21 protein-coding genes and 3 tRNA genes are annotated in these 25,390 nt (G+C 43.3%); 15 read left to right on the forward strand and 9 right to left on the reverse strand.

What is annotated here, in order from left to right; all coding sequences use genetic code 11:
* Positions 1-131 precede the first annotated feature (131 nt).
* The 3 genes from ftsH to FTU40_RS09215 all read left to right on the forward strand — a co-directional run bounded on the left by ftsH (position 132) and on the right by FTU40_RS09215 (position 3,465).
* On the forward strand, positions 132-2,021 hold the full coding sequence (gene ftsH, locus FTU40_RS09205; protein ID WP_034608943.1) for an ATP-dependent zinc metalloprotease FtsH: 1,890 nt from the start codon (positions 132-134) through the stop codon (positions 2,019-2,021).
* Positions 2,022-2,190: 169 nt separating this feature from the next.
* A complete protein-coding gene (gene folP / locus FTU40_RS09210) occupies positions 2,191-3,042 on the forward strand; it encodes a dihydropteroate synthase (protein ID WP_159138239.1) in 852 nt (283 codons plus the stop codon).
* A gap of 108 nt (positions 3,043-3,150) precedes the next feature.
* Entirely contained in the window at positions 3,151-3,465 is a 315-nt protein-coding gene (locus FTU40_RS09215; RefSeq protein WP_005169878.1) for a DUF5713 family protein, read from the forward strand.
* Between the two features lie 32 nt (positions 3,466-3,497).
* Here the strand turns inward: FTU40_RS09215 and FTU40_RS09220 are convergent, their stop codons facing one another.
* The 3 genes from FTU40_RS09220 to FTU40_RS09230 form a co-directional block, all read right to left on the reverse strand.
* Positions 3,498-4,181, reverse strand: coding sequence for a hypothetical protein (locus FTU40_RS09220; protein ID WP_100329093.1), 684 nt, complete (start codon positions 4,179-4,181; stop codon positions 3,498-3,500).
* A 91-nt stretch (positions 4,182-4,272) separates the two neighbouring features.
* Positions 4,273-4,358: transfer RNA gene (locus FTU40_RS09225), tRNA-Leu, on the reverse strand.
* Positions 4,359-4,528: 170 nt separating this feature from the next.
* Positions 4,529-5,257 (reverse strand): hypothetical protein, encoded by a 729-nt coding sequence (locus FTU40_RS09230; RefSeq protein ID WP_159516166.1) that lies wholly within the window; start codon positions 5,255-5,257, stop codon positions 4,529-4,531.
* 174 nt (positions 5,258-5,431) lie between these two features.
* On the opposite strand from FTU40_RS09230, the gene FTU40_RS09235 reads away from it, so the two are divergent.
* Complete coding sequence (locus FTU40_RS09235; RefSeq protein ID WP_074383395.1) at positions 5,432-5,938, forward strand: hypothetical protein; 507 nt, start codon at positions 5,432-5,434, stop codon at positions 5,936-5,938.
* Between the two features lie 52 nt (positions 5,939-5,990).
* Here the strand turns inward: FTU40_RS09235 and FTU40_RS09240 are convergent, their stop codons facing one another.
* The 3 genes from FTU40_RS09240 to FTU40_RS09250 all read right to left on the reverse strand — a co-directional run bounded on the left by FTU40_RS09240 (position 5,991) and on the right by FTU40_RS09250 (position 8,758).
* Complete coding sequence (locus tag FTU40_RS09240) at positions 5,991-6,272, reverse strand: hypothetical protein (protein WP_005097706.1); 282 nt, start codon at positions 6,270-6,272, stop codon at positions 5,991-5,993.
* A gap of 46 nt (positions 6,273-6,318) precedes the next feature.
* A complete protein-coding gene (locus tag FTU40_RS09245) occupies positions 6,319-7,641 on the reverse strand; it encodes a hemolysin family protein (protein WP_005097704.1) in 1,323 nt (440 codons plus the stop codon).
* Between the two features lie 127 nt (positions 7,642-7,768).
* Positions 7,769-8,758: a LysR family transcriptional regulator gene (locus FTU40_RS09250; protein ID WP_005097703.1), complete on the reverse strand. Its 990-nt coding sequence runs from the start codon at positions 8,756-8,758 to the stop codon at positions 7,769-7,771.
* Between the two features lie 662 nt (positions 8,759-9,420).
* On the opposite strand from FTU40_RS09250, the gene FTU40_RS09255 reads away from it, so the two are divergent.
* The 4 genes from FTU40_RS09255 to FTU40_RS09270 all read left to right on the forward strand — a co-directional run bounded on the left by FTU40_RS09255 (position 9,421) and on the right by FTU40_RS09270 (position 16,512).
* Positions 9,421-11,022, forward strand: coding sequence for an isocitrate lyase (locus tag FTU40_RS09255; protein ID WP_005169883.1), 1,602 nt, complete (start codon positions 9,421-9,423; stop codon positions 11,020-11,022).
* 258 nt (positions 11,023-11,280) lie between these two features.
* Positions 11,281-14,382: a multidrug efflux RND transporter permease subunit gene (locus tag FTU40_RS09260; RefSeq protein WP_180040606.1), complete on the forward strand. Its 3,102-nt coding sequence runs from the start codon at positions 11,281-11,283 to the stop codon at positions 14,380-14,382.
* A 133-nt stretch (positions 14,383-14,515) separates the two neighbouring features.
* The gene (gene mgtE / locus FTU40_RS09265) at positions 14,516-15,856 is read left to right on the forward strand and encodes a magnesium transporter (RefSeq protein ID WP_180040609.1); all 1,341 of its coding nucleotides are present in this window, start codon (positions 14,516-14,518) and stop codon (positions 15,854-15,856) included.
* 74 nt (positions 15,857-15,930) lie between these two features.
* Positions 15,931-16,512, forward strand: a complete 582-nt coding sequence (locus FTU40_RS09270; protein WP_005169896.1) for a DUF4112 domain-containing protein — start codon at positions 15,931-15,933, stop codon at positions 16,510-16,512.
* 82 nt (positions 16,513-16,594) lie between these two features.
* On the opposite strand, the gene htpX is transcribed toward FTU40_RS09270, so the two are convergent.
* The gene (htpX, locus tag FTU40_RS09275) at positions 16,595-17,500 is read right to left on the reverse strand and encodes a protease HtpX (RefSeq protein ID WP_005097694.1); all 906 of its coding nucleotides are present in this window, start codon (positions 17,498-17,500) and stop codon (positions 16,595-16,597) included.
* 175 nt (positions 17,501-17,675) lie between these two features.
* Complete coding sequence (locus tag FTU40_RS09280) at positions 17,676-18,548, reverse strand: lytic transglycosylase domain-containing protein (RefSeq protein WP_005097692.1); 873 nt, start codon at positions 18,546-18,548, stop codon at positions 17,676-17,678.
* Between the two features lie 500 nt (positions 18,549-19,048).
* Here FTU40_RS09280 and ttcA point away from each other — a divergent pair, with 500 nt between their 5' ends.
* Positions 19,049-19,975, forward strand: coding sequence for a tRNA 2-thiocytidine(32) synthetase TtcA (ttcA, locus tag FTU40_RS09285; protein ID WP_005097691.1), 927 nt, complete (start codon positions 19,049-19,051; stop codon positions 19,973-19,975).
* A 203-nt stretch (positions 19,976-20,178) separates the two neighbouring features.
* On the forward strand, positions 20,179-20,565 hold the full coding sequence (locus tag FTU40_RS09290) for an SCP2 sterol-binding domain-containing protein (RefSeq protein WP_004280536.1): 387 nt from the start codon (positions 20,179-20,181) through the stop codon (positions 20,563-20,565).
* Positions 20,566-20,662: 97 nt separating this feature from the next.
* Here FTU40_RS09290 and FTU40_RS09295 read toward each other — a convergent pair whose 3' ends face one another.
* On the reverse strand, positions 20,663-21,778 hold the full coding sequence (locus FTU40_RS09295) for a transglycosylase SLT domain-containing protein (protein WP_180040611.1): 1,116 nt from the start codon (positions 21,776-21,778) through the stop codon (positions 20,663-20,665).
* 362 nt (positions 21,779-22,140) lie between these two features.
* Here FTU40_RS09295 and greB point away from each other — a divergent pair, with 362 nt between their 5' ends.
* From greB to epmA, 5 genes are all read left to right on the forward strand, one after another.
* Positions 22,141-22,635: a transcription elongation factor GreB gene (gene greB / locus FTU40_RS09300; RefSeq protein ID WP_005097688.1), complete on the forward strand. Its 495-nt coding sequence runs from the start codon at positions 22,141-22,143 to the stop codon at positions 22,633-22,635.
* 88 nt (positions 22,636-22,723) lie between these two features.
* Positions 22,724-22,813 (forward strand) — tRNA-Ser (locus FTU40_RS09305).
* Between the two features lie 258 nt (positions 22,814-23,071).
* Positions 23,072-23,161, forward strand: a tRNA-Ser gene (locus tag FTU40_RS09310).
* A 179-nt stretch (positions 23,162-23,340) separates the two neighbouring features.
* Positions 23,341-24,408: a 4-phosphoerythronate dehydrogenase gene (locus FTU40_RS09315; protein ID WP_180040613.1), complete on the forward strand. Its 1,068-nt coding sequence runs from the start codon at positions 23,341-23,343 to the stop codon at positions 24,406-24,408.
* Positions 24,405-25,379 (forward strand): EF-P lysine aminoacylase EpmA, encoded by a 975-nt coding sequence (gene epmA / locus FTU40_RS09320; RefSeq protein WP_159516093.1) that lies wholly within the window; start codon positions 24,405-24,407, stop codon positions 25,377-25,379. Before FTU40_RS09315 ends, epmA begins: the two co-directional genes overlap by 4 nt.
* The last annotated feature ends 11 nt before the right edge of the window (positions 25,380-25,390 follow it).

Raw genomic sequence — 25,390 nt, forward strand, 5'->3', positions numbered from 1 at the left:
TCTACTTGCCAAGTCGTTAAAAATTGTGCATTTTGTACGTTTTCAGATAATTGTAAGTTAATTTACAGCTTAAGTATTAAGGTCACCCTGAACAGGGCATGATCAAATTAGATTGGAATGGGAATAAAGCTTTGAGCGATCTTTTTAAGAATGCCGTATTGTGGCTCGTAATACTGGGTGTGCTGGTGTTAATCTTCAGCAACGTCAGTGACCGCAATCAACCGACTACAATGAACTACTCAGAGTTTGTTGCCGCGGTCAATGCTGGCCAAATTAAACAAGTTGTTATTGACGGCGAAAGAATTCGTGGCGAAAAATCAAACGGTTCAGAGTTTGAAAGTATTCGTCCGGCAGTTCAGGATCCTGAGCTGATGCCAAGCCTCATTAAAAATAATGTTGTGGTCGAAGGTGAAGCACCACAACGTCAAGGCTTGCTCATGCAGTTGCTTATTGCAAGTTTCCCTGTGCTTTTAATCATTTTGTTATTCATGTTCTTTATGCGCAACATGGGTGGCGGTGCAGGTGGTAAAAACGGCCCAATGAGTTTTGGTAAGTCTAAAGCCAAAATGTTGTCTGAAGACCAGATTAAAGTCACTTTCGTCGATGTTGCCGGTTGTGATGAAGCCAAGCAAGAAGTGGTTGAAATTGTCGACTTCCTGAAAGACCCAACCAAATTTAAACGTCTCGGTGCAAGTATTCCACGTGGTGTTTTGATGGTCGGTCCTCCAGGTACAGGTAAAACTTTGCTTGCCAAAGCCATTGCCGGTGAAGCTAAAGTGCCATTCTTTAGTATTTCGGGTTCTGACTTCGTGGAAATGTTTGTGGGTGTTGGTGCATCGCGTGTGCGTGACATGTTCGAACAGGCAAAACGTCATGCACCATGTATCATCTTTATTGATGAGATTGATGCAGTCGGTCGTCACCGTGGTTCAGGTACAGGCGGTGGTCACGATGAACGTGAGCAGACGCTGAACCAGATGCTGGTGGAAATGGACGGCTTTGAAGGCAATGAAGGTATTATCGTGATTGCTGCAACCAACCGTGCAGATGTACTGGATAAAGCTTTACTTCGTCCGGGTCGTTTTGACCGTCAGGTTGTGGTTGGCTTGCCAGACATTAAGGGTCGTGAACAAATCCTGAATGTGCATTTGAAAAAATTGCCTTCAGTCACAGGGGTCGACGTTAAAGTACTTGCGCGTGGCACACCAGGCTTCTCGGGTGCGCAATTGGCTAACCTGGTGAATGAAGCGGCTTTATTCGCTGCACGCCGTAACAAGAACACTGTCGATATGCATGACTTCGAAGATGCAAAAGACAAACTGTATATGGGTCCTGAGCGTAAGTCGATGGTGCTGCGTGATGAAGAGCGTCGCGCGACGGCTTATCATGAAGCAGGTCATGCGATTGTTGCTGAAAGCTTGCCAGGTACAGATCCTGTGCATAAAGTAACGATCATGCCGCGTGGCTGGGCTTTAGGTGTCACCTGGCAGCTGCCTGAATTTGACCAGACTAGCCATTATAAAGACAAAATGTTGAATGAACTTTCGATTTTGTTTGGTGGCCGTATTGCTGAAGAAGTATTCATTAACCAGATGTCGACCGGCGCGTCAAATGACTTCGAACGTGCAACTAAAATGGCACGTGCGATGGTGACCAAATACGGTATGTCTGACAAAATGGGCGTCATGGTCTATGAAGAAGATGCACAGCAATCGTTCATGGGCAGTATTGGCAGTCGCAGTATTTCTGAAACAACCCAGTTAGAAGTCGATCGTGAAATCCGTCGTATTCTGGATGAGCAATATAAAGTCGCACGCGATATCTTGGAAAGTAAAAAAGATATTGCCCATGCGATGGTCAAAGCCTTGATGGAATGGGAAACTATTGATCGTGATCAAATCCGTGACATTATGGAAGGTCGTGAGCCTCAACCGCCAAAAGTCTATGTTGCAGAAAATCCTGTGATTGATGTAACCCCAGATGATGGCCCGTTGACGCCACCGCCATTGCCAGCCAACTAAGTTAAATAAAAAACCACCTTCGGGTGGTTTTTTTATATCAGTCATTTTTATGATAATTTTCTGAATGCTATATTTAACTCAAAACTAATGGGCAAATGTCTTATCGAGCTTTGCTTTATTGCTCTATCCATAAGACAATATTCGAATTATTGTGAACGAGAATGGAAACATGCAGCTGATGCCTTTACGACCACATGTATGGACATTTGGTGAGTTAAAACTGGACTTATCTCAGCCGCATGTGATGGGAATTCTCAATGTCACCCCCGACTCATTTAGTGATGGTGGTCGGCATAATCAAAAAGAAGATGCAGTTGCACGTGCGCTGGAGATGATGGCTGAAGGTGCGACCGTAATTGATATCGGCGGGGAATCGACCCGTCCGGGTGCCGCTGTGGTAGACGTAGAGGAAGAGATCCGCCGCGTGGTGCCTGTGGTTGAAGCCTTAGCAAAACATGATGTTGTTCTCTCGATTGATACTTCACAACCAGAAGTGATTCGTGCAGCGGTTCAGGCCGGAGCGCATATCTGGAATGACGTCCGTGCGTTGACCCGCCCCAATGCCTTAGTAACGGCCGCTGAATTAAATATTCCGGTAATCATTATGCATATGCGTGGTGAGCCGACCACCATGAACAATCTGGATCAATATGAGGATGTCACTACCGAGGTGATTGGCGAACTATCTCAACGTGTTCAGGATGCCTTGGATGTAGGAGTAAAAGCCGAAAATATCATGATTGATCCGGGGTTTGGTTTTGCCAAGAATGCTCAGCAAAATCTCAAGCTGCTTCAAGAATTTTATAAATTGACAGAAATGGGTTATCCGATTTTATCTGCCTTATCACGTAAACGCTTTATTGGGGCTGTCTTAGATGGCGCAGAACCACAGGCGCGTGCGGTGGGTTCGGCAACAGCACATTTGCTCAGTATTCAGCAGGGCGCCTGTATGGTACGGGCACATGATGTGAAAGCGACAGCGGATGCGATTAGAGTCTGGCAAGCCATGCAGATGGCGTAGACATTGATGGCGGGAGAGTAAGCATCTGGCAATGTTGTTTGGCTTTCAGGCAACAATGTGCTATATAGGCACGCTTAGATTAAATTGTCATCTTTTAGAGTGCCTGTAATGTTTGCAGATTTACTTCTCCCCATGTTCGATGATGCGTATTATCCCGATATTCTGGTTGCTGAAATCAAACAGCACATCGAACATTTTGCCCAAAAAGTCGCTAAATCAGCTTTGTCAGATCAAGAAATTTACCAGCTTGCCCATCTGACCGTTGCTGATATTAATGCCATGAAACCGCAGTTTGAAGATCTGGATTCATCTCTGGATGATACCGCTGCAGATTATATTGCCGAAGCCATGATGATGGTGGTGCAAGAGCACGGGTTGTTCGAGATTGAAATGGAAGAGCTGATTACCAATCGTGAATGGTGATCGATAAAACCCTGCTACTGCAGGGTTTTTTATTATTTGTAGAAATAGTCTTTAAAACTTTTAAAGCGAATCGAGCTGAGTAATTTTTGCTCTTCATGCATGCATTGCTGATAAAGATTCTGGTAATAAGCCTGCAGATTTGACTGGTCCTGAATCGGTTGCGGTGTTTTGGATCTGGACTGTTGATAGGCCCAAAAGGCCAGCTGCCGCAGTTTTTGCAGTTTGATCTGATCAATCGCACTACAAGAACTTTTAAATAAAGGTTCTAAGGTGACAGCGCCAAAAGAGGAAAGCGCTAAAATGATCATGCTGATGATTACCAGCATATCTGAATGAATTACATACAGATTCAGCAATAAAACCAGAAAAATTGGAATTTGCAGATACAGACAGTTCTGCAAGCGCTGACTATAGGCTTTGGAGCTGAATTGCGCCTGATATTGTGCATACCAGATATAGGGATAAAGCAGGGCCATTAACATGATCAAGGTGACATTAAAGGCGATCGTGGCATTCTTGAAAAAATAATATTCCAGAAGTACTGAACTGATGCTACAGGCCACGCAGATTAAAAGAGACAGTAAATTAATCGCGATCACAAACTGGAGATTTTGCAGGGCATTAAATTTGAAGCGGCTATAACGCAGCTTCAGGAAAAAAGCGTCTGGATGGCGTAATTGTAATGTGGCGAGATCGAAGTATTTTAATTCTGACATGAGGATTTCGCGCTAAAAGAATAAAATTCAGGCACAAAAAAACCAGCCTAATGCTGGGTTTTCTATTGCACCATTTTAATAAAGATTAAAATGGTGCCCGAGGCCAGACTCGAACTGGCACGCTTTGTGGGCGGGGGATTTTAAATCCCCTGTGTCTACCGATTTCACCACTCGGGCATGTGCGCAATAATAGAGGACGAAATAAAGCTTGGCAAGCACATTTCTAAATGATTGCTTTCTTTTCAAGCAATTCCGTGGCTTCTCTCTAAAAAAACTAGCAAATCAATCTGTTTTTTTAAGGACCCTTATTAAAAATATTCAAGATGGCTAATCAAAATGATAGAGCACTATGAGTTCTCGTCCAAATAACTGTCGACATCCAGATGCTTGATGGTTTTACAGTATTGATGCTCATGTTTCAGCAGCTGGGTATATAATTCGGCATAGTGATTTAATTGCTGTTTTAGTTCGGCATGCCGAGGATGATTGCTTGAACAAAAACGTAATTTTAGTCGAAGCATACAGGTCTGTTTATAAGCCCAGAAGCAGATTCTACGTAATTGTTGCAACTGATAATGTTCAGTATTTTGGCTGTTTTCCCGGAACAAGTTTTCCCGATAAAAACGGATAAAGCCAAAGCTCACTCCAAAAAAGAATAAACTCCACATCAGTAGGCTACTTTGTACAAAAAACAGATTTAAGGTTTGTAGTAGAATCACCACAGCCATCTTGATTGGGGTATGGCGTAATAACTGATATAGCGAATAAGAAGAATGCTGAACCTGTTGCAGAATTAAGGTGAGACTCAACATCAGGAACAACAGTATCGCCAAAATGGCATAACTTTGCGCCTGAAATTCGCTCACTTGCACAAAAGATTGCTTTATGACGTCACCGAACATCAAACTGACGGGAATAAAAATCATGGCCGCCAAGACCCAGGGAATCAAAAGCTTGGCTTTATCCCAGATCCCACGGATTTTGATCTGGCTATAGAACAGGTAATTGCCTTTAAATGCAGTCGGATACTGTTGTTGAAGTTGCTGCAGCAACAAAGTCACTTGGGTAGTGGGCATCATCCAGAGATTGATTCAGAAATAGACACAGGCACTATAGTCGATTTGACGCAGAATCACAGGACAAATCCATTTTCAGCGCTTATCATTGCTTTAATCACGAAGATTTTAGTTTTTTAGCCACGAATTATGCGAAAATAGCCGATTCAAGATTTATTTTTTTAAGGACAGTTTATGACTGATCAATCTCCTGAGGCGTTAAGCGACATCGAAATTTTAGACATCCTGCAAAGCATGAAAAAGGATGAACTAAATACTGAGGCGAAAGAAGTGATTCGTCAGGGTGGTAAAGCTGGTCGTCAGGAAGCGCATAAAGAAGCGTTAGTGGCATTGAATCAGTCATTTGAAGACAAATTTGTCGAAGCGGTATCTTTGGCTTTGGGCCTGAATACGGCACAAATCAAAAAAATCCGTTATAAAAAAGACCGCGTCCGTATTTTAAAAGCGCGCGGAATTGATTATATGGCGATTGATGGTGCTGAAACTGCACAGGTACTGTCACAAATTGCCCAAGCAATTGTGCGTGAAGACGCGATTGTTACCCATGACCTGCATAATATTTTCCCATTCTGGAAAGAAGGCTGGCCTATGGTGCAGTTCGACAATGCTTACAAGATTCTAGAAGATGATATCCAGATTCACTATCAAGCTGTTTTAGATGCATTGTTAACAAAGATCTAAGCACCTCAATAGATGTAAAAAAGCACCGTTAGGTGCTTTTTTATGATTGAATTTACTGGTTTGAATAAAACAAACTTAAAATAAAACTGATAGGAACGATAAATAGTCGTCCCCATAAAATCAAAGGTATGGCTAAATACTGTCCCCAACTCATGGTTCGGTCATAATGGCCACGGTGACGCTGGTAACCATAAGGGGTAATGATGCAAGCAAAAATCAATAAAATGATCGCTAAAAACAAAAACAGCGGATTTTGTTGTTGAGCAAAAAAGAAATAGATTAAATACAGTCCTGAATAAAAACTAAAACAAGCCAATAGCGCAGAAATGGACATCACTCTATCCTTATGATTTTTATTTTAAAATAGAAGAAGAATCAGATTATTCTGATTCTTCCTGAATTAATGGATTGATTTCAATGATCCGAGTCACCAGCAACTGGTCAATCTTGAAATGATCGACATCGACGACTTCAAATTTATAACCGGCATGAATGACGGTATCGGCAGGACGCGGAATTTTACGCAGCTTGAACATCATAAAACCAGCCAGTGTTTCGTAATTTTCCTCATCTGGCATTGAGTCGATTTCAAGCGCATGTTTCATGTCTTCAATTGGCGTGCTGCCTTCAATCAACCAGGAATTATTGTCACGCTTAATAATTTGCTGATCGGCTTCAATTGGTGTCACCCAGTCGCCCATTACAGTAATCATAATGTCGGAGAGGGTAATTACCCCAACCACCAGCGCATATTCATTAATGACGACGGCAAATTTTTCCTTGGTCGAGCGAAAACGGTCCAGGACTTCCGATAAAGTTAAAGTATCCGGAATGGTCAGGACATTACGGATGGTATTTTCATTTAACTGTAGCAGCGACTGGTTATTCAGAATCCGCACCAGAATATCTTTGGCATCGACATAGCCAATCACACTGTCGATATCATTGCTACACACCAGAAACTTGGAATAGGGATATTCCGCCAGCTTTTGCCGAATACTTTCTTCTGGTTCATTTAGGGTAAAGAACACCACATTCTCACGGGTAGTCATACTCGAAGGTACATTACGCTCTTCCAGCTCGAATACATTTTCAATGAAATGATGTTCCTGTTTTTGCAGTACGCCAGCCTGTGCACCTGCATCCATCACTGCGGAAATATCATCAAAGGTAATATTATCATCACGAATGGTATTCACTTTAAACAGACGGAACAGCATGTTGGCAATAACATTAATGAGCCAGGCCAAAGGCTTACAGACTTTAATGAAAATCTGAATGGGTTCAATGACCGAGACTGCAATCTTTTCTGGCGCAATCATGGCCAAACGTTTCGGCATCAAGTCTGCAAATAGAATAAATAAAGAAGTGACGACAGTGAAGGAAAGTGCAAAGCTAATATTTTCAGCCCAAGGACCCTGGTAAAAGCGGGAAACAAAATTAAAAATATAAGGACGGAAGGCTCCTTCACCTAAAATACCGCCAAGAATGGCGACTGCATTTAAACCGATTTGAGAGGCTGCAAAGAAGTCAGCAGAATTTTCTTGTAGATCTAAAACTTTTTGAGCGCGATGTTCACCCGATTCAGCCAGAATTTTCAGTTTGACTTTACGGGCACCTGCGAGGGCGATTTCTGTTAAAGATAAAAAACCGGCCCCCGCGATGAGTATTAAGATAATCACGATATTTTGTAAGAGGCTCACAAATCCACCTGTGGATGAATAGTATCTTGGGATATTTTTAACACAAAAAAAGGCTTGAGGTGTAAAAACTACCTCTCAAGCCTTCAAAGTATAATCTTAAAAAATAAGAATTTAGAAGAATTTGAGTTTAATAGTGTGAAAATTGAGAATTATTGCTCAGGAATTCACGATTTTCTTCCTCAATCATTTGACGCGCAACATACAAAATCAGCTGACGTAACCAGCGATGTGCAGGGTGATGATGCAATAGAGGGCACCATGCCATTTTGAGTTCAAATTCGGGAATATAAAATGGAGGATCTTTCAGAATTAAATTATGATTCTTGGCTTGCAGGCGTGCGATCCGTGAAGGCAGGGTTGCCACCAGATCGACATTGGAGGCCAATAAACCTGGCATTTGATAATGACGGGTAAAGACCGAGATTTTACGTTTCTGGCCAATACGTTCCAAAGCCTGATCGATCCAGCCTAAACCGGCCTGTTTCTCCGGGTTGACCCCGAAGCCCACACCCATACCGGTTTTAGAGACCCAGATATGCTGTGCATCCAGATAGCTTTTTAAGTTCAGGTTGGTTGCAGCCGGGTGTTTATTGTTTAATAAACAGGAAAAACTGTCACGCCAGACCAGAACCTGATGAAAACTTTGCGGTATTTCATTAAAACGGTTAATCGCCAGATCAACTTTGCCTTGTTCCATGTCGCGATAAGACACATCACTCGGGGTTAGAAAGTCCAAGACCACGTTCGGTGCTTCTGAACGTAAGGCTTTGACCAGCCGAGGAACCAGTGTCGCTTCGGCATAATCCGAGGTCATAATCCGGAAGACACGATTTGACGTATAAGGACGGAACTCGGTACGCGGTTCCAGAATCATGGACAAGTCAGCCAGCGCATCCCGGATACGTGGCTGTAACTCAAGTGCACGTTCTGTGGGTGTCATGCCTTCAGAAGAACGGATCAGGAGAGGATCATTAAATAAATTGCGTAATCGGCGTAAAATATTACTCATGGCAGGCTGGGTAACGCCCAATTGTTCGGCTGCACGGGTGACATTTTTTTCGCGAAGAAGTACATCAAGATAAATTAATAGATTGAGATCGACCCGCTCCAGATTCATAAAAGAAATACCGAGAATAAATACAAGAAATTATGCTGATTATGCCATAACTGCCGGGCTTTGTGTAAAGCGCCGATGAAAAAAAAGCCATGAGAATGCAGATAAAATCTAGGGAATTTATGCAGGTTTAAGCTGAATAATTAACGATTTTATTCGACTGAGTAGAAGTACGGGCTAAGCAAAGATTCAGTATTTTCATGTATGCAGATCAACAGCTCCATAACCAAGCTTTAAACTTTAAAAATACAGGTGTGAGTGCGTGAATAATTGCGTGAAAAGTATGCTATCTTGATAAATGCTTCAGCCTAAGAAATAATTCAAAATCATGATTATTTTTTAATAAAAGTGGATTTGAGCCAAGCCCAGACTTAAGTCTAATGAAGTATTTTTAAGCAGTATGAGTGAAAAACGATCAGTTTTATTTTAGTAAAATATAAAATAAAACAATATCTTATTTTAACATCACAGGATTATACTAAGACTTTCATCTACTCATTTTTTAAATAAATACTGAAGATTCTTGCAGACTATTGGATTAATTTTCATAAGCCCACTAATCTTTAGCTATCCCAACGGACCGGCGAAAATCTAAACAAGTTACTGAGGGTGTGATTTGAACGGTTCGTTGCAGAAAAATCCTAATATTATTACAGGAAAATATCATGACTACATACCAAACAGCGATTGATGCAATCCGCGAATTGAAAGCGAAATTCGGTAACACTTGGGCAGACATCAGTCCTGAAGATGCTGCGCGTATGCAAATCCAAAACCGTTTCAAAACTGGTTTAGACATTGCGAAATATACCGCGGCAATTATGCGTCGTGATATGGCTGCTTATGATGCAGACTCTAGCAAATACACTCAATCATTAGGTTGCTGGCATGGTTTCATCGCACAACAAAAAATGATTGCGAACAAAAAATACTTCGGTACGACTGAACGTCGCTACATTTACCTTTCTGGTTGGATGGTTGCAGCACTTCGTTCAGAATTTGGTCCACTTCCTGACCAATCTATGCACGAAAAAACTTCTGTTCCTGCATTGATCGAAGAAATCTACACATTCTTACGTCAAGCTGACGCGAAAGAATTGAACGACTTGTTCCGTGCACTTAAAAAAGCACAAGAAGCAGGCGACACTGCTAAAGCAGCTGAATTGACTTCACAAATCGACAATTTCCAAACTCACGTTGTGCCAATTATTGCGGACATTGATGCGGGTTTCGGTAACGAAGAAGCGACTTATCTTTTAGCTAAGAAAATGATCGAAGCGGGTGCATGTGCACTACAAATCGAAAACCAGGTGTCTGACGCGAAACAATGTGGTCACCAAGCTGGTAAAGTAACTGTGCCACACGAAGACTTCATCGCGAAAATCCACGCACTTCGCTATGCATTCCTTGAAATGGGTCTTGACGACGGTATCATCGTTGCACGTACTGACTCTGAAGGTGCTGACCTGACTCAAAAAATCCCAGTGGTTAAAGAGCCAGGCGACATCGCTTCTCAATATATCAGCTACTTGGAAACATCTGAAATTGATATCGCTGATGCACAAGAAGATGAAATCCTGATCAAACGTGATGGCAAACTTCACCGTCCTAAACGTCTTGCTTCTGGCTTGTACCAGTTCCGTGAAGGCACGCAAATTGACCGCGTTGTACTTGACTGTGTAACCAGCTTGCAAAATGGTGCGGATCTTCTTTGGATCGAAACTGCGACACCAAACGTTGCTGAAATCGCTCACATGGTAAACCGTGTGAAAGAAACAGTTCCAAATGCGAAACTTGTATACAACAACTCACCTTCATTCAACTGGACGCTTAACTTCCGTCAACAAGCGTATGACCGTTGGGTTGCTGAAGGTAAAGACGTTTCTGCTTACGACCGTGCTAAGTTAATGAGCGCTGAGTACGATGCAACTGAACTGGCTGCTGAAGCTGACGAAAAAGTTCGTACCTTCCAAGCAGATGCTGCGCGTGAAGCGGGTGTGTTCCATCACTTGATCACACTTCCGACTTACCACACAGCTGCACTTTCTACGCATGAACTTGCTCAAGGTTACTTCGGTTCTGAAGGCATGTTGGCTTATGTTGCTGGCGTACAACGTAAAGAAATCCGCGGCGGTATCGCATGTGTTAAACACCAGGCAATGGCTGGTTCTGACATCGGTGATGACCACAAAGAAATCTTCGCTGGTGACAATGCATTGAAAGCTGGTGATGACGCTAAAAACACAATGAACCAGTTCAGTGCTTAATCTGCTGAATTGATTCACCAAAAAACCCTGCATCTGCAGGGTTTTTTATTTGGAAAAATGCTATTAATAAATAGGAAATGGCAACCTCAAGAAAGTATTCAAGTGAGATCATCCATAATTTCTCCATGATTGGTTTTTATCACAGTTATTATGTGTTTAATTCTTGCATTTTACTGCTATGTCACTGAATACTTAGATATAGCTTGCTCGTATTTGGTCTAAATTCATCCCTATTTAATTAAAAAGTGACTCGGACTTATGCTGTCTAAATTTTTTATCCACCGCCCGATCTTTGCTGGGGTATTGGCGATTGTCGTGATGGCGATTGGCCTGTTCGCAGTGATGAACCTGCCAGTGGAACGTTATCCGGATATTGCCCCGCCACGGATAACGGTGGCAGCAACCTATAGTGGCGCTTCTGCGGAAACTGTGGAAGAAAGCGTGACCCAGGTGCTGGAGCAGCAGATTAAAGGGATTGACCATTTACTGTATTTTAGTTCGAGTAGTGATTCTTCAGGGCGCAGCCGAGTCAGCATCAGCTTTGAAAATGGTACCGACCCCGATACAGCACAGGTTCAGGTACAAAATGCGATTAATGGGGTATTGAACCGTTTACCGGAAGATGTCCAACGCCAGGGCGTTAACGTGTTTAAATCTCTCGGCGATACCCATATGGTGATCAGCCTGTATGATGAGTCCGGTCGCAGTAACAATATTGAACTTTCTGATTACTTGATGACACATCTGGAGCAGGACATTTCCCGGATTGAAGGCATTGGTGAAGTCGATGTTTTTGGTTCTCAATATGCGATGCGGATCTGGCTGGATCCAGGAAAACTCAAACAGTATAAGCTGATGCCAAGCGATGTTCGTGCCGCCATTGAAGCTCAGAATACTCAGGTGGCTGCGGGCGCGATTGGGGATTTGCCGGCAGTGGATGAACAATACCTGAATGCTAAAGTCACCTCGGGTTCCCGTCTAAAAACCGTTGAAGAATTCCAGAATATTATTGTCAAATCGGATCGTGCCGGTAGTTTTATTTATTTAAAAGATATTGCACGGGTCGAACTTGGTGCTGAAAGTTATCAGTCTTATAGCACCAATAATGGTTATCCTTCGGCAGGTCTTGGGATTTCTCTGGCCTCAGGTGCCAATGCCATTGCCACCTCAAACTTGATTAAAGCTGAAGTTGCCCGTATTTCCCAGCAATTGCCCGAAGGCTATAAAATTGCCTATCCACGAGACAATACGCCCTTTGTACAAGAGTCGATTAAAGAGGTGGTCAAAACCCTGATCGAAGCGATCATTCTGGTTATCATGGTGATGTTCATTTTCTTGCAGAACTGGCGTGCCACCTTGATTCCTACCGTAACGGTGCCGGTGGTGATTTTGGGAACCATGGCGGTGCTTTATGCACTGGGTATGAGTATCAATACCTTAACCTTATTCGCTTTGGTTCTGGCTATTGGACTATTGGTTGATGATGCGATTGTGGTGGTAGAAAACGTGGAACGGCTGATGCATGAACAGCATTTGTCTGCCAAAGAGGCGGCGTTAGAGTCCATGCAGGAAATTAGTGGGGCATTGGTCGGAATTACCTTAGTTCTAACCGCAGTCTTTATTCCGATGGCGTTCTTTGGCGGTTCTACCGGGGTGATCTACCGACAGTTCTCCATCACTTTGGTTGCGGCCATGTCCTTATCCTTATTGGTGGCCTTGATTCTAACCCCAGCACTGTGTGCACTCATTCTGAAACCGAATCCAAAACCGGCAAAATGGGCGGCATGGTTTAACCAGAAGCTGGATCATTTAAAGTATCGTTATCTGCATCTTTCCAAAGTCACGATTCAGCATCAGGTCATTTGTTTACTGCTTTTTGCCGGTTTGATCTGTGTCTTTGCACTGTTTTACCGTGCTTTGCCAACCAGTTTTTTGCCGAGTGAAGATCAGGGGATTTTAAGCCTGCAAATCAAAGTGCAGGAAGGTGCTCCGATGAAAAATACCATTCAGGTCGGAGAAGAGGTTCGTAAATATTTTCTGGATCAGGAACAGGCCAATGTCAGTCTGGTGATGATTCGTTATGGCCGCAATTTCTCGGGAACTGGCCAGAATCTGGCCACCGGTTTTGTGGCATTAAAACACTGGAATGAACGTTCCGGTCAGGACAATACCGCACCCGCGATTCGTGAACGGGCTTTGAAGCATTTTCAAAGTAACCCTAATGCACAAATCAACGTATCCATGCCCGCGTCAGTCAATGGTCTGGGACAAACCGATGGTCTGGATTTCTGGATTCGGGATATCAATGGTAATGGCCGGCAGTATCTGGAACAGCAATTTCAGGCACTGGAAGCTCAGGCTGGCAATTATGCAAGCTTTGAAAATCTGGGTAAACGTTCTAATCCTGAAAAAGCCGAACTACGCGTCAATATTGACCAAAAACAGGCCATGGCCAATGGTCTGACCCAAACGGCAATTAACAGCACCTTATCTAGCGCTTGGGGTGGCAGTTATATCAATGACTTTATTGATCGCGGCCGGATTAAACGGGTGATCATGCAGGGCGATGCCGAATTTCGTTCCAAGCCGGAAGATCTGGCACAATGGCATGTCCGCAATGACCAGAATCAAATGGTGCCTTTTAGTAACTTCTCGCAAGTGGACTGGAGTGGTGGTCCGGAAGTGGTCAACCGTTTCATGGGCTATACCGCACTACAGATGGAAGCAGATCGGGCTCAAGGCAGCAGCTCCGGTCAGGCCATGCAGGATGTAGAGGCGCTGATTGCTGAACAGGACGGTGTAGATGTGGTCTGGAGCGGTTTATCCTTTGAAGAAAAACAGTCCAATAATCAGGCCATCTGGCTGTATCTGATTTCGATAGGTTTTATTTTCCTGTGTCTGGCCGCATTGTATGAAAGCTGGAGTATTCCAACGGCGGTAATGTCAGCAATTCCTCTTGGTATTGGCGGCAATATTATTTTCAGTTATTTGGCTGGCTTCCCGAATGATATCTATTTCCAGATTGCCTTGCTGACCACCATTGGCTTGTCCTGTAAGAATGCCATTCTGATTGTGGAATTTGCTTCGCTGGCACAGCAACAGGGAAAATCGGTGGTGGAGGCAGCATTGGAAGGTGCTTCCCTGCGTCTGCGTCCGATCCTGATGACTTCCTTGGCTTTTGGCGCCGGAATTTTACCTTTGGCCTTTGCCACGGGAGCAGGCGCGGTAAGCCGTCAGGAAATTGGTGTCAGTGTATTCGGCGGCGTAATTTTCGGAACCGTGCTGGTGCTAATTTTTATTCCCTTTATGTATGTGATGATTCGAAGTTTAATGGCTAAAAAAGAACCGGTTGATTCATGATCGTGCGCTCAGAAAAACAATCCATAGCCTGACTCAATCCGGCTGTGATGATTTAGATGCACTGAGAGCAGGGGTAATGTTCGGAGGATGATGCTAAAATCCACGCCTTTGCGCTTATAACCATGGACTGCCTATGCCGAAAATTTCAGAAAAAATACAGCATATTCAACAACAGATCCGTTCTGAAAACCATGCTATGGCGATTGGCTTATTAAATGAGCTGAATGTCGCCGATCAGGCCAGTATTTTAAAAGGTTTGAAGTTAGAAGCACAGATCCGGATTTTTCAGGAACTCAAAGAACCGAGCCGGGTATTCGAGTTTATGCCACTCAGCCAACAAGTCAGTCTGGCTGAGCAATTACCGGTCGCACAGATTATTGCGATTTTAAATGCGCTCGATTCGGACAACTTTGTCGATGTTTATAAACGATGTTCTCCACAGCTGCAGCAGCAGCTCATGGCAAAATTGTCCGAAGCGAGTCGGCAAACCCTAAAAGATCTGGCGATTTATCCTGAAGGGACTGCTGGTGCGCTGATGAGCTCCAGTTTTGTTTCTTTGCATCAGGATCTGTCGATTCATGACGCTATCCAAATGTTGCGTGTGGTGGCCGCAGATCAGGAAACCCTGTATCTGATTTATATTGTTGATGAGCAGGACCAGCTGATCGGGGTAGTCTCTTTAAGGCAGATGATTCAGGCTAGTCCTGAAACCAGCATTGCCGAGATCATGCAAAGAGATGTGATTTACGCCAAGATTGGGGATGACCAAGAAGACGTCGCAAAAACTTTAACCTATTATGATTTTATGGCTTTGCCCATTGTCGATGAGCATAAAAAAATTCTTGGAATTGTCACTTATGATGATGCCATGGACATCATGGAAGCCGAAACCACCGAGGATATTTTAAAGTCAGGGGCGGTTGAGCCTTTAACTGAGTTAAGTTTAAAAACTGCGCCTATTTTTACACTGTACCAGAAGCGCGTATCTTGGCTGGTGATTCTGGTCTTTGGCAGTCTATTGTCCGGCATTGGCATTGCACATTATGAAGAGACCATTGCCGCGCATATTGTTCTGGTTTTTTTCCTGCCATTGCTGGTGGGCAGTGGCGGTAATGCCGGCTCGCAGTCGGCGACCTTGATGGTGCGTGCTTTGGCCACCGGTGATGTAGAATTTAGAGACTGGTTTAGCCTGCTCAGCCGGGAAACCTTGGTGGCGTTGTGTCTGGGTGGCACCATGGCACTGGCTGTCTCGGTGTTGGGTTATGTCCGAGGGGATATCATGGTGGCTGTGGTTCTAGCGATCAGTATGCTCGGCATTGTGCTGATGGGCTGCCTGATTGGCATGAGTCTGCCTTTTATTCTGAACAAGTTTAAGATGGATCCGGCCAGTGCCTCTGCACCTTTGGTGACCTCTATTTGTGATGCCACCGGTGTGATTATTTATCTATTTGTTGCTTCCAAATTATTGTTTTAATTCACAGATTGCTACAACTTTGGTCTCAAAATAATTTATGCTGATGAAAGTCAGTCCTATTTTTGGAATCACATATGCCTGAGCCTGGACAAAAAACAAAACTGAGTCAACAAGAGGTCATTCGTCTGGAACGTGATCTGGCCAAGTTTGCCAACATGATGGATTCAGTGGTACGTATTCCATTTACCAAGCAAGGGGTAGGGGCAGATGCCGCGCTGAGTACGATTCCGGTCGCTGGAGATATCGCCGGTTTTGTATTGACCTGTTATGCCATTCATAAGGCCAAACAGATTGGGGTGCCGAGTGCCAAGCTGAATCCGGTCATGAAACTGGCGGTGATGGATGCAGTGGTTGGATTTATTCCAGTGGCAGGCACCATTTTTGATATTTTTATTCGTCCCAGTCGCAAGGCGCTTGATGTGGTGCATGTTCATATTCGTGAAGAATATCAGATTCACAGTGATCGACATGTGGTACACCCTTTTTTGCATGAAAGCCTGGAACGCAAACAGCAGCAATCTGTATTTTGGCGCAATCCTGTAGTGGCCTGGATCTGGATTCATATCCCGGATATTTTAGGCGCCTTGTTCCTGATTCTATTTGTTTTTGCGATTGGGTGGGGTGCGATGGCGTTGTATCAGTGGATTAGCGCATAAAGGCCTATATAAATAATGAATAATTGAATCCAATAAAAAAGCCTGCAAGTGCAGGCTTTTTTCAATCAATGAATAGTATTACTTAAGCACAATCAAGCTGTTGTAGTGCAGCAACACGTTGTTCGATGCTTGGATGCGTCTGGAACAAGGCAGCAAGGCTAAAGCCTTCTTCTTTACCCGCAGAAATCGCAAATGCTTTCATTTCTTTCGGCATGGCATCTGGCATTTCAGACTCTGCCTGTAAGCGCAATAATGCTGAAATCATAGCCTGTTTACCTGCCAAGCGCGCACCGGCTTCATCGGCACGATACTCACGCTGACGGGAGAACCACATCACAATCGACGACGCCAGAATACCGAATACGATATCCAGTACGATGGTAATTACAAAATAGGCAATACCCGGTGCTTCACCTTCTTCACGACCAAAAACGTTACGGTCAATAAAATCACCCGCAACACGTGCGAAGAACATGACGAAGGCGTTCACAACACCCTGAATCAGTGCCAGAGTGACCATATCACCATTGGCGACGTGACCAATCTCATGCGCCAATACTGCACGAAGCTCGTCTTTGTTCATACGCTCAAGCAGGCCAGTCGATACGGCTACTAAAGCATCGTTTTTATTCCAGCCAGTGGCAAAGGCATTGGATTGATAAGATGGGAAAATACCCACTTCCGGCATTTTAATGCCTGCACGCTGAGAAAGTTGTGCAACTTCATGGAGCAACCAGGCTTCAGCTTGGTTACGAGGTGCATTCGGGTCAATCAGTTCAGTACCCGTGGTCTTTTTCGCCATCCATTTAGACATGAACAGGGAAATCATTGAGCCAACCATACCGAACACGAAACAGATGACCAGCAGGTTGCCTAGATTCAAGCCACCTGCGCCATGGTAACTACCGACACCGAAGAGTGACAAGATAATGCCAGCTACAACCAGTACCGCGAGGTTGGTTAGCAAGAACAAACCAATCCGCATCATTGAGAAATCCTCTTATTACAGAAAAATAATCTGATTATTGAATGTAAATCATTGAAATCAATATGAGGTGAAATCGATAAGATTTCAAGAAAAAAATAGCAATTCGCTACAAAAAGACAGTATGTTTTTTGTCCATATTAAAAGATAGGTCTTTAAAAACAAAGCTGTTTCAAAATTACTCACTTAAATATATTTTTGCAGATGCTGTCGCATTGGCAGTGGCATAAGAACCCATCGGTGCATCAGTGAAGCTACCATCTGCTCGTGCAATGATCTGACGCTGATATTTTGCCGCCTGAACATTGGACGCCGTCGTGGTTTCAGTTGAATAATTGGCAGAGCTGGCAATGACACGACCAGTATCAGAAGAAGCGGTATATGTACCACTGGTGCTGCCCAGTCCCTGTGCGTACAAGTTCTGATAACGGCTGCTGACACGGCGGACATAGTCCTGAGTTTCACGAAAAGGTGGCACACCCTTATATTTGGCCACATTGCCTTCGCCTGCATTATAACCTGCCAGTGCTAAGGTGGTATTGCCATTAAAGCGTTTCAATAACCAGGCCAGATATTTGGCCCCGGCCATAATATTCTGCTGCGGGTCATAGGCATTGCTGACATTAAAGCGACGTGCTGTCGCCGGCATGAGTTGCATCAGGCCTTGTGCACCGACTGGAGAGCGAGCCTGTACATTAAAACCGGACTCGGTATGCATCACGGCTTTGATCAGGCCTTCAGAGACACCATAGGTTTGCGCTGCCTGGCGAATAATCGAATCATAAGCATTTTTATTTCTACTATAGCTAGGCAACACAGAAGCTTCACTGGAACCCCAATTGCTATAACTATGAATATTACTGTCTGGATAATAGGTCTTCTTTTCAACCTGAAGATGGTTATAGCGACTTTTCTTATTGGTTAATAAGGTGCTGCCATTGCTATCGCGCAACTGATAAATGGTTTGACCGGCATAGACCAACTGGCAACAACTCGCCAATAGCACAGCACTGATCCCATGACACCCCAAAACACGCAAATTTATTTTCATTGTTTATATTAGGTAAACACAATCGAGAAAAATTTAATGATGAGTTTAACAAAAAATTACGGAATGGAAAGACTTGTACGCTGCATTTATAAACGAGTTTGTAAGTGCAAGCCATTTTTTACATTTTAGAGTTAGAAAAAAAAATATGATTTAATTTAAAACCTTAGGGTTGACAGGTTTAACTAGTTGATTTTTATTAATAATTAAATTGGTTAAAAAGTGATCAATTTAAAGAAAAGCCTTATCTTTTGAGACGAAGAACTTGTCAAGTGCGTTTCAATCCACAAAGTTATCCACAGCTTTTGTGGACAACTGTGGAAAAGTCCAAAAACTAGGCATCTTGCTGATTAATTGAACTGAAACGTTCAATATATCAATCTAAATAAAACATGAAAATGAAACTAATATGACATTTGCATGAAAATAAATTCTTTTGATGCGATGCGGGCCTGAATCGGCTAAAATTGCGCGGTATTTTTATTTATGGGTGAATCTCGTCTATGTACTCGCCAGTTGAGTCCGAACAAGGATTTAATTTCAAACCTGAACTGCCAACAAGCTCAGCCTACTATCGTTTGTTAAAGAAGCTGCGTCGCCAGGTCGGACATGCCATTCGTGACTTCAAAATGATTGAAGAAGGCGATAAGGTCATGGTGTGTATTTCAGGTGGTAAAGACAGTTACACCCTGTTAGATATCATGTTGCAGTTCAAGCGTATCGCACCGATCAACTTTGATGTCGTGGCGGTGAATCTGGATCAGAAACAGCCAGGCTTCCCGGAAGATGTATTACCACGTTATTTAGAAGAAAATAACATTCCGTATTACATTCTGGAAAAAGACACCTACAGCATCACCAAAAAGTTGACCCCGGAAGGTAAGACTTATTGCGCCGTCTGTTCGCGTCTACGCCGTGGCTCTTTGTATGGCTTTGCCCAGGAAATTGGTGCGACCAAGGTTGCGCTGGGGCATCACCGTGATGATATTCTGGCGACCTTCTTCCTGAACCTGTTCCATGGCGGCAGCTTGAAGGCCATGCCACCAAAACTGTTGTCTTCTGACAAAAAGAACATTCTGATTCGTCCACTGGCTTATGTGGAAGAAAAAGACATCATCAAATATGCAGAAATGCGTCAATTTCCAATTATTCCATGTAATTTATGTGGCTCTCAGGCGAACCTGCAGCGCGCAATTATCAATGACATGTTACGTGATTGGGATAAGGCACATCCAAAACGTCTGCACAGTATTTTTGGTGCATTGCAAAATGTCTCGCCATCACAGCTGGTCGATCGTGAATTGTTTGACTTTGAAGTGCTGGACAGCCAGCGCGAATTTGACTTCAAAGACAGCTGTTCGACTGAAGAAGCGCTGGAAGGCGAGAAACGCCGGATTAATATGGTCAATCTGGGCTTTGCCGCAGAATAATTTCAGTACGCAGATATCAGCCTTCGGGTTGATGTCTGTATGAAAAACAAATAAAAATAGAACTACAAAAATTGAACGACGCGTACAAAATTCGTTAGCCTTTGCGCTAATGATCATGATATAACAAAGCACGAGCATAATAGCTTCAACATGATGTCGTCTGGATAGTCGACACAAATGAACAAATAATTTGAGGAAAGATCATGCCTGCTTTTTTAACTGATGATTGGTTTTCAACTGTAGAAACACTTACTGCGCAAGCTGGTGATTTAAACTTGCCACCAGCTTTGGCGAACCTGGCGATTAATTTGGTTGTAGCGGACACTACAGGTAATACTGAACTATCTTTAGATGGTGGAGCAATTAAAAAAGGTTTGTCTTCAAATGCCAAAACGACTTTGAATATGGACGGCGAAACGTTACGTAAAGTTTTTCTGGAGTTTGATATGGCCGCAGCCATGCAGGCATTTATGACCGGTAAAATCAAAGTACAGGGTGATATGTCTCAATTGATGGCACTTCAAACTGCCAAACCGAGTCAGGAACAAAAAGATCTATTCAAGAAAGTACTTGAAAATACGACAGCTTAATTTTGCTGAACATCAGCTGAAATGAGCACAAAAAAAGCTTACCCTTGAGGTAAGCTTTTTTTATCGCTGGATAGAATAAAATCCAGCTCATCAGACCTTAGATATTCACCAATTGTGGTGTGGTCTTGATGTGTTCCAAATAAGCACGAATACGGGTTACATATTGTACTGCCTGACGATAGCGGCCGTTATTGGCTTTATTCTGATCCAGATAGGCATAGAGGTTGACCCAGTTATTTGGATTCTTGCCTTGTGACTGAATGCGTTTTTGTAACTGATTCACTGCACCTGGGCCCATATTATAAGCGACCAGTGCAAACCAGTTGCGATCCGGATAAGGAATATGCTCATAGCGGCTCAGCATTTGATCATAATACTTGGCACCACCCTGAATGCTTTGGGCTGGATCGGTACGATTGCTCACACCCATTGCTTTAGCAGTGCTATTGGTCAGCATCATCAAACCGCGAACACCTGTCGGAGAGACCGAGTTCGGTTTCAGATAAGATTCCTGATAACCAATGGCAGCTAATAAATGCCAATCCAGATCATATTGCTGCGCTGTCTGTTTAAAGCTTGCTTTATAGATCGGTAACCGGTTGCTCAAATCACGTTGAATGGCTGTCCAAGATTCCTCTTTCACCACATTCTGATTATAAAATGAAGCAAGCTGCTTGATGGCACCACTTTGTTTGCCTTTACAGATAAAAGCACTGGCAGTTTGGCTCAAGGGATCTGTGGCAGATTTAAATACCAGATTTAAATTGGTATTCAAGCCATTACTCACCAAAATAGACTGATCACCACAGGTGGCGGAGAATGAAGTCAGGCGCTTATTTTCAATTTCACCTAAATCGGTGGTGGTCATGGCCAGATTGGCTTTGCCCTGAGCAACCCATTGCAGTGCAGTGGCATTATTCGGGACAATTTTAAAATCCAGTTTCACATTCAGACTGTTGGCATAGTTGCGCACTAGGTCATAACCGAAGCCATGCAGATGTTGCCCATCCTGAAATACGGTGGTCGGATTTTCGACTGCAACCACGGTCAGCTTATTGCTATTGACCACATGATCAAACTGAAGTGTGGTTTTACTTGCATTGATACTGTGAAAGGGAATAAATGCAGTGCTCAGTATAAGTGCTTTCAAAGGGAGAGAAGAAATTACAGATCGTAGGCAAAGCCTCGACCCAGTGGATGAACTACTGTGCATGTTGTCTCCGCTACAAGTAATTTATGCCCTAAAAATCACAGCCAACATAGCCAGAAATTTTAACAGTTTGATAAATTCAATAAGGGTTGGGCAGTCATGACGTCATTCAAAATGACAAGAGATTTACGCATCATTATGTAGAAAAACTACATAGATTAAAAAGTAAGCATTTCCGGAAGTAGGTGGCATATTAATGATCTAAAAAACGATTGTCAAATTTTGTACACAAATTATTATTAAAAATAATTTTAAGATATTGAAATGTAATGTGAATTTTTTTTGAATTTTTTCATTGTTTTGAAATGGTAAATAAAATAAGCTGTTTGTAAGTTAATACACTGAAAATTTGATCAGCACGACGTATGAAATCCAACTTAATCACCCGTGGTGGACACGATAAATTGGTGGCAGAACTTAAGAATCTCTGGCATGAAGAGCGTCCGGAAATCACCAGAAAAGTGAACTGGGCAGCGAGTCTCGGCGACCGTTCGGAAAATGCCGATTACCAATATAACAAGCAAATTTTGCGTAAGATTGACCGCCGGGTCAGATACCTAGGCAAGCGTCTTGAAGAGCTAAAAATCATCGATTTTTCTCCAGAGCAGGAAGGCAAGGTCTATTTTGGAGCTTGGGTCGAGATTGAAAATGAAGAAGGCGAGCAGAAAAATTTACGTATTGTTGGAGTCGATGAAATTTATGATCATCATCCGCAGCATATCTCGATCAGTTCGCCCATGGCACGTGCGTTGTTGGGCAAGCAGGTAGATGATGAGGCTGAAGTGCTGACACCTTCTGGAAAGAAACGCTGGTTCATCAATTCAATTCGTTATGAAAAACCAGAAAATTCAGCAAATTAATGGAATTGATTTTATTTTGTGCAATTGATGCAGTGAAAGCATGAAAATATTTGCCAAGCGTGATTTTTGTTTATATCATGTCGGCCATGGAAGCGTGGCAGAGCGGTTTAATGCACCGGTCTTGAAAACCGACGAGGGTGTGAGTCCTCCGTGAGTTCGAATCTCACCGCTTCCGCCAAATTCTAAAAACCCAGTCAATTGACTGGGTTTTTTTATGCCTTTATTTTTATATTCATTATCAAGCTAATTCTGATTCATGTCGTTGCTTTATCTTGAATTAAATACCTCTTGGCATCGTTTAAGTATTAACTTCTTTAAATAAAAATACATTTCAGCTTTTGTTTCGACTGATTTTTAACTGAATGAACAGCTTTTGCTAAAAGTTTTGCTAAATTTTATTGCCAAAAATCCGATTTATTTATATGATGGCGGCCAAGGAAGCGTGGCAGAGCGGTTTAATGCACCGGTCTTGAAAACCGACGAGGGTGTGAGTCCTCCGTGAGTTCGAATCTCACCGCTTCCGCCAAATTCTAAAAACCCCAGTCGAAAGATTGGGGTTTTTCTTTTTAGGCAGCAATGATTCAATACTTTATTCATCAATAACCAGCTCATAGCTTAAAACTTGAAAAATGGACGCATGTGCCAAATATAGAGTCAGAGACATCAACGCGCTATCATATGCCCAAGCATCATATGGATCTCATTATGAAAATTGTCGCAGATGAAAATCTGGCATTTACCGATTATTTCTTTTCTGAATTTGCAGACATTCGTCATTGTCCAGGCCGTAACTTAATGGCACAGGATGTTCAGGATGCAGATGCATTATTGGTACGCTCAGTGACTCAGGTCAATGAAGCACTGCTACAGAATAGTTCGATCAAGTTTGTAGGCAGTGCCACTATTGGTACAGATCATCTGGATATTGCTGCATTGGAACAGCATGGGATTCAGTGGAGCAATGCAGCCGGCTGTAATGCACAAGCTGTGGCTGAATATGTCATTACCGCATTACTGCATGTACGTCCTGAGTTAGTAGATGCCAATGCAACATTTAGTTTGGGTATAGTCGGTTTGGGTAATGTTGGAACCCGTCTGGCTTATATGGCAAAACTTTTGGGCTGGCGCGTGATTGGCTATGATCCTTTGGTTCAAAGAGCGCAGGTTGATCAAGTTGAATTTAATGAATTGTTGCAGCAAGCGGATGCGATTTCGATTCATGTCCCTTTAACTCAAACGGGTCTTTATCCAACTTACCATTTATTCAATACGGCTACATTGGCGCAAATGCAGCCTGATGCAATTCTGATTAATTCTGCACGTGGGCCAGTGATTGAAGAGGCCGCCCTGATCCAGGATCTTAAAGCGACACAACGAACCGTGATTTTAGATGTTTTTGAACACGAACCGGTTATTTCAGCAGAGCTTCTGGATCTGCTGACGCTGGTGACGCCGCATATTGCCGGTTATAGCCTGGAAGGCAAGGCGCGTGGTACTCAAATGATCTATGACGCTTTTTGTCAAACTTTTGCTTTTGCAGCACATAAACAGTTCGAAACCCAGCTTCCGGTCTGCAAGCAGTTTTTCCAAAATCAGGATTTAAAAATGGTGCTAAAGCAATATTTAACGCAAATTTATGATATTGCCCGTGATGATCAAAATCTGCGTGCTTGTGTCAAGGATGGCAAAGTGGATCAGCAGGCTTTTGATCATTTAAGAAAAACCTATCCGCTGCGTCGTGAATGGGCTGCACATGGTGGGCCAAAAGCATGAATAGCACTTATCAGCCGACGTGTGACCTGAATGCCATGCGTGCACGTGCCACCTTATATGCACAAATCCGTCAATTTTTTGCTGAGCGGGATGTATTAGAAGTCGAAACACCAATTTTATCTCAAGCCGGTGTGACCGATGTGCATTTGGCTTCAGTACAGGCGCAGCGTCATGTACTGGCTAAAGCACATACGCATTATTTACAGACCTCACCTGAATTTGCCATGAAGCGTTTATTGGCCAGTGGCAGCGGGCCTATTTACCAGATTTGTAAAGTCTTCCGTGATGATGAGCATGGGCGTAAGCACAATAGCGAATTTACCATGCTGGAATGGTATCGTCCGGGCTTTAGCTTAAAAGATTTGATGTTCGAAGTAGCCGATCTGCTTAATGTGACGCTTAAAGCACGTTTTGCTGAAATTCGTCCAACCATTTTGAGCTATAAACATGCCTTTATGGGTCGTCTGGATATTAATCCATTGCAAGCGACCTTGCAGGAACTGAAAGACTGCTGTCGCCGTGTCGGTCTAAATCTGGATTTGGGTGAGGATCGGCTCGGCTATATCGACCTGTTATTTTCACATATGGTGGAGCCAAGTCTCGGTTTTGATACCGCAGTATTCCTGACCGATTTTCCGCCTGAAATGGCCTCTCTGGCGAAAACCCGAATCGATGAAGATGGGGAACTGGTCGCTGCACGTTTTGAGTTGTATATCGAAGGTTTAGAATTGGCTAATGCCTATGATGAGCTGATTGATGCCGAAGTTTTGCGCTCACGCTTTGAGGCGGATAATGCAGAGCGGGCCAGACTTGGGCTGCATGTTATGCCTATTGATGAGTATTTACTGGCGGCTTTACCGAATATGCCGGAATGTTCAGGGATTGCTTTGGGAATTGACCGCTTGCTCATGATCGCGACCAATCAGATGAAACTGGAGCAAGTGATTAGTTTCCCGGCGGATATTTCCTGATCGGGATTTGA

It is taken from the genome of Acinetobacter sp. YH12100 (assembly GCF_013419135.1).
Classification (GTDB): Bacteria; Pseudomonadota; Gammaproteobacteria; order Pseudomonadales; family Moraxellaceae; genus Acinetobacter; species Acinetobacter pseudolwoffii.

Excerpts from the sequence above, each read along its gene's own strand:
- folP (WP_159138239.1), top strand. The coding sequence starts at position 2,191 with ATGCAGCTGATGCCTTTACGACCACATGTATGGACATTTGGTGAGTTA.
- FTU40_RS09215 (WP_005169878.1), top strand. The coding sequence starts at position 3,151 with ATGTTTGCAGATTTACTTCTCCCCATGTTCGATGATGCGTATTATCCC.
- FTU40_RS09220 (WP_100329093.1), bottom strand. The coding sequence starts at position 4,181 with ATGTCAGAATTAAAATACTTCGATCTCGCCACATTACAATTACGCCAT.
- FTU40_RS09230 (WP_159516166.1), bottom strand. The coding sequence starts at position 5,257 with ATGCCCACTACCCAAGTGACTTTGTTGCTGCAGCAACTTCAACAACAG.
- FTU40_RS09235 (WP_074383395.1), top strand. The coding sequence starts at position 5,432 with ATGACTGATCAATCTCCTGAGGCGTTAAGCGACATCGAAATTTTAGAC.
- FTU40_RS09240 (WP_005097706.1), bottom strand. The coding sequence starts at position 6,272 with ATGTCCATTTCTGCGCTATTGGCTTGTTTTAGTTTTTATTCAGGACTG.
- FTU40_RS09250 (WP_005097703.1), bottom strand. The coding sequence starts at position 8,758 with ATGAATCTGGAGCGGGTCGATCTCAATCTATTAATTTATCTTGATGTA.
- FTU40_RS09255 (WP_005169883.1), top strand. The coding sequence starts at position 9,421 with ATGACTACATACCAAACAGCGATTGATGCAATCCGCGAATTGAAAGCG.
- FTU40_RS09260 (WP_180040606.1), top strand. The coding sequence starts at position 11,281 with ATGCTGTCTAAATTTTTTATCCACCGCCCGATCTTTGCTGGGGTATTG.
- mgtE (WP_180040609.1), top strand. The coding sequence starts at position 14,516 with ATGCCGAAAATTTCAGAAAAAATACAGCATATTCAACAACAGATCCGT.
- FTU40_RS09270 (WP_005169896.1), top strand. The coding sequence starts at position 15,931 with ATGCCTGAGCCTGGACAAAAAACAAAACTGAGTCAACAAGAGGTCATT.
- htpX (WP_005097694.1), bottom strand. The coding sequence starts at position 17,500 with ATGATGCGGATTGGTTTGTTCTTGCTAACCAACCTCGCGGTACTGGTT.
- FTU40_RS09280 (WP_005097692.1), bottom strand. The coding sequence starts at position 18,548 with ATGAAAATAAATTTGCGTGTTTTGGGGTGTCATGGGATCAGTGCTGTG.
- ttcA (WP_005097691.1), top strand. The coding sequence starts at position 19,049 with ATGTACTCGCCAGTTGAGTCCGAACAAGGATTTAATTTCAAACCTGAA.
- FTU40_RS09290 (WP_004280536.1), top strand. The coding sequence starts at position 20,179 with ATGCCTGCTTTTTTAACTGATGATTGGTTTTCAACTGTAGAAACACTT.
- FTU40_RS09295 (WP_180040611.1), bottom strand. The coding sequence starts at position 21,778 with ATGCACAGTAGTTCATCCACTGGGTCGAGGCTTTGCCTACGATCTGTA.
- greB (WP_005097688.1), top strand. The coding sequence starts at position 22,141 with ATGAAATCCAACTTAATCACCCGTGGTGGACACGATAAATTGGTGGCA.
- FTU40_RS09315 (WP_180040613.1), top strand. The coding sequence starts at position 23,341 with ATGAAAATTGTCGCAGATGAAAATCTGGCATTTACCGATTATTTCTTT.
- epmA (WP_159516093.1), top strand. The coding sequence starts at position 24,405 with ATGAATAGCACTTATCAGCCGACGTGTGACCTGAATGCCATGCGTGCA.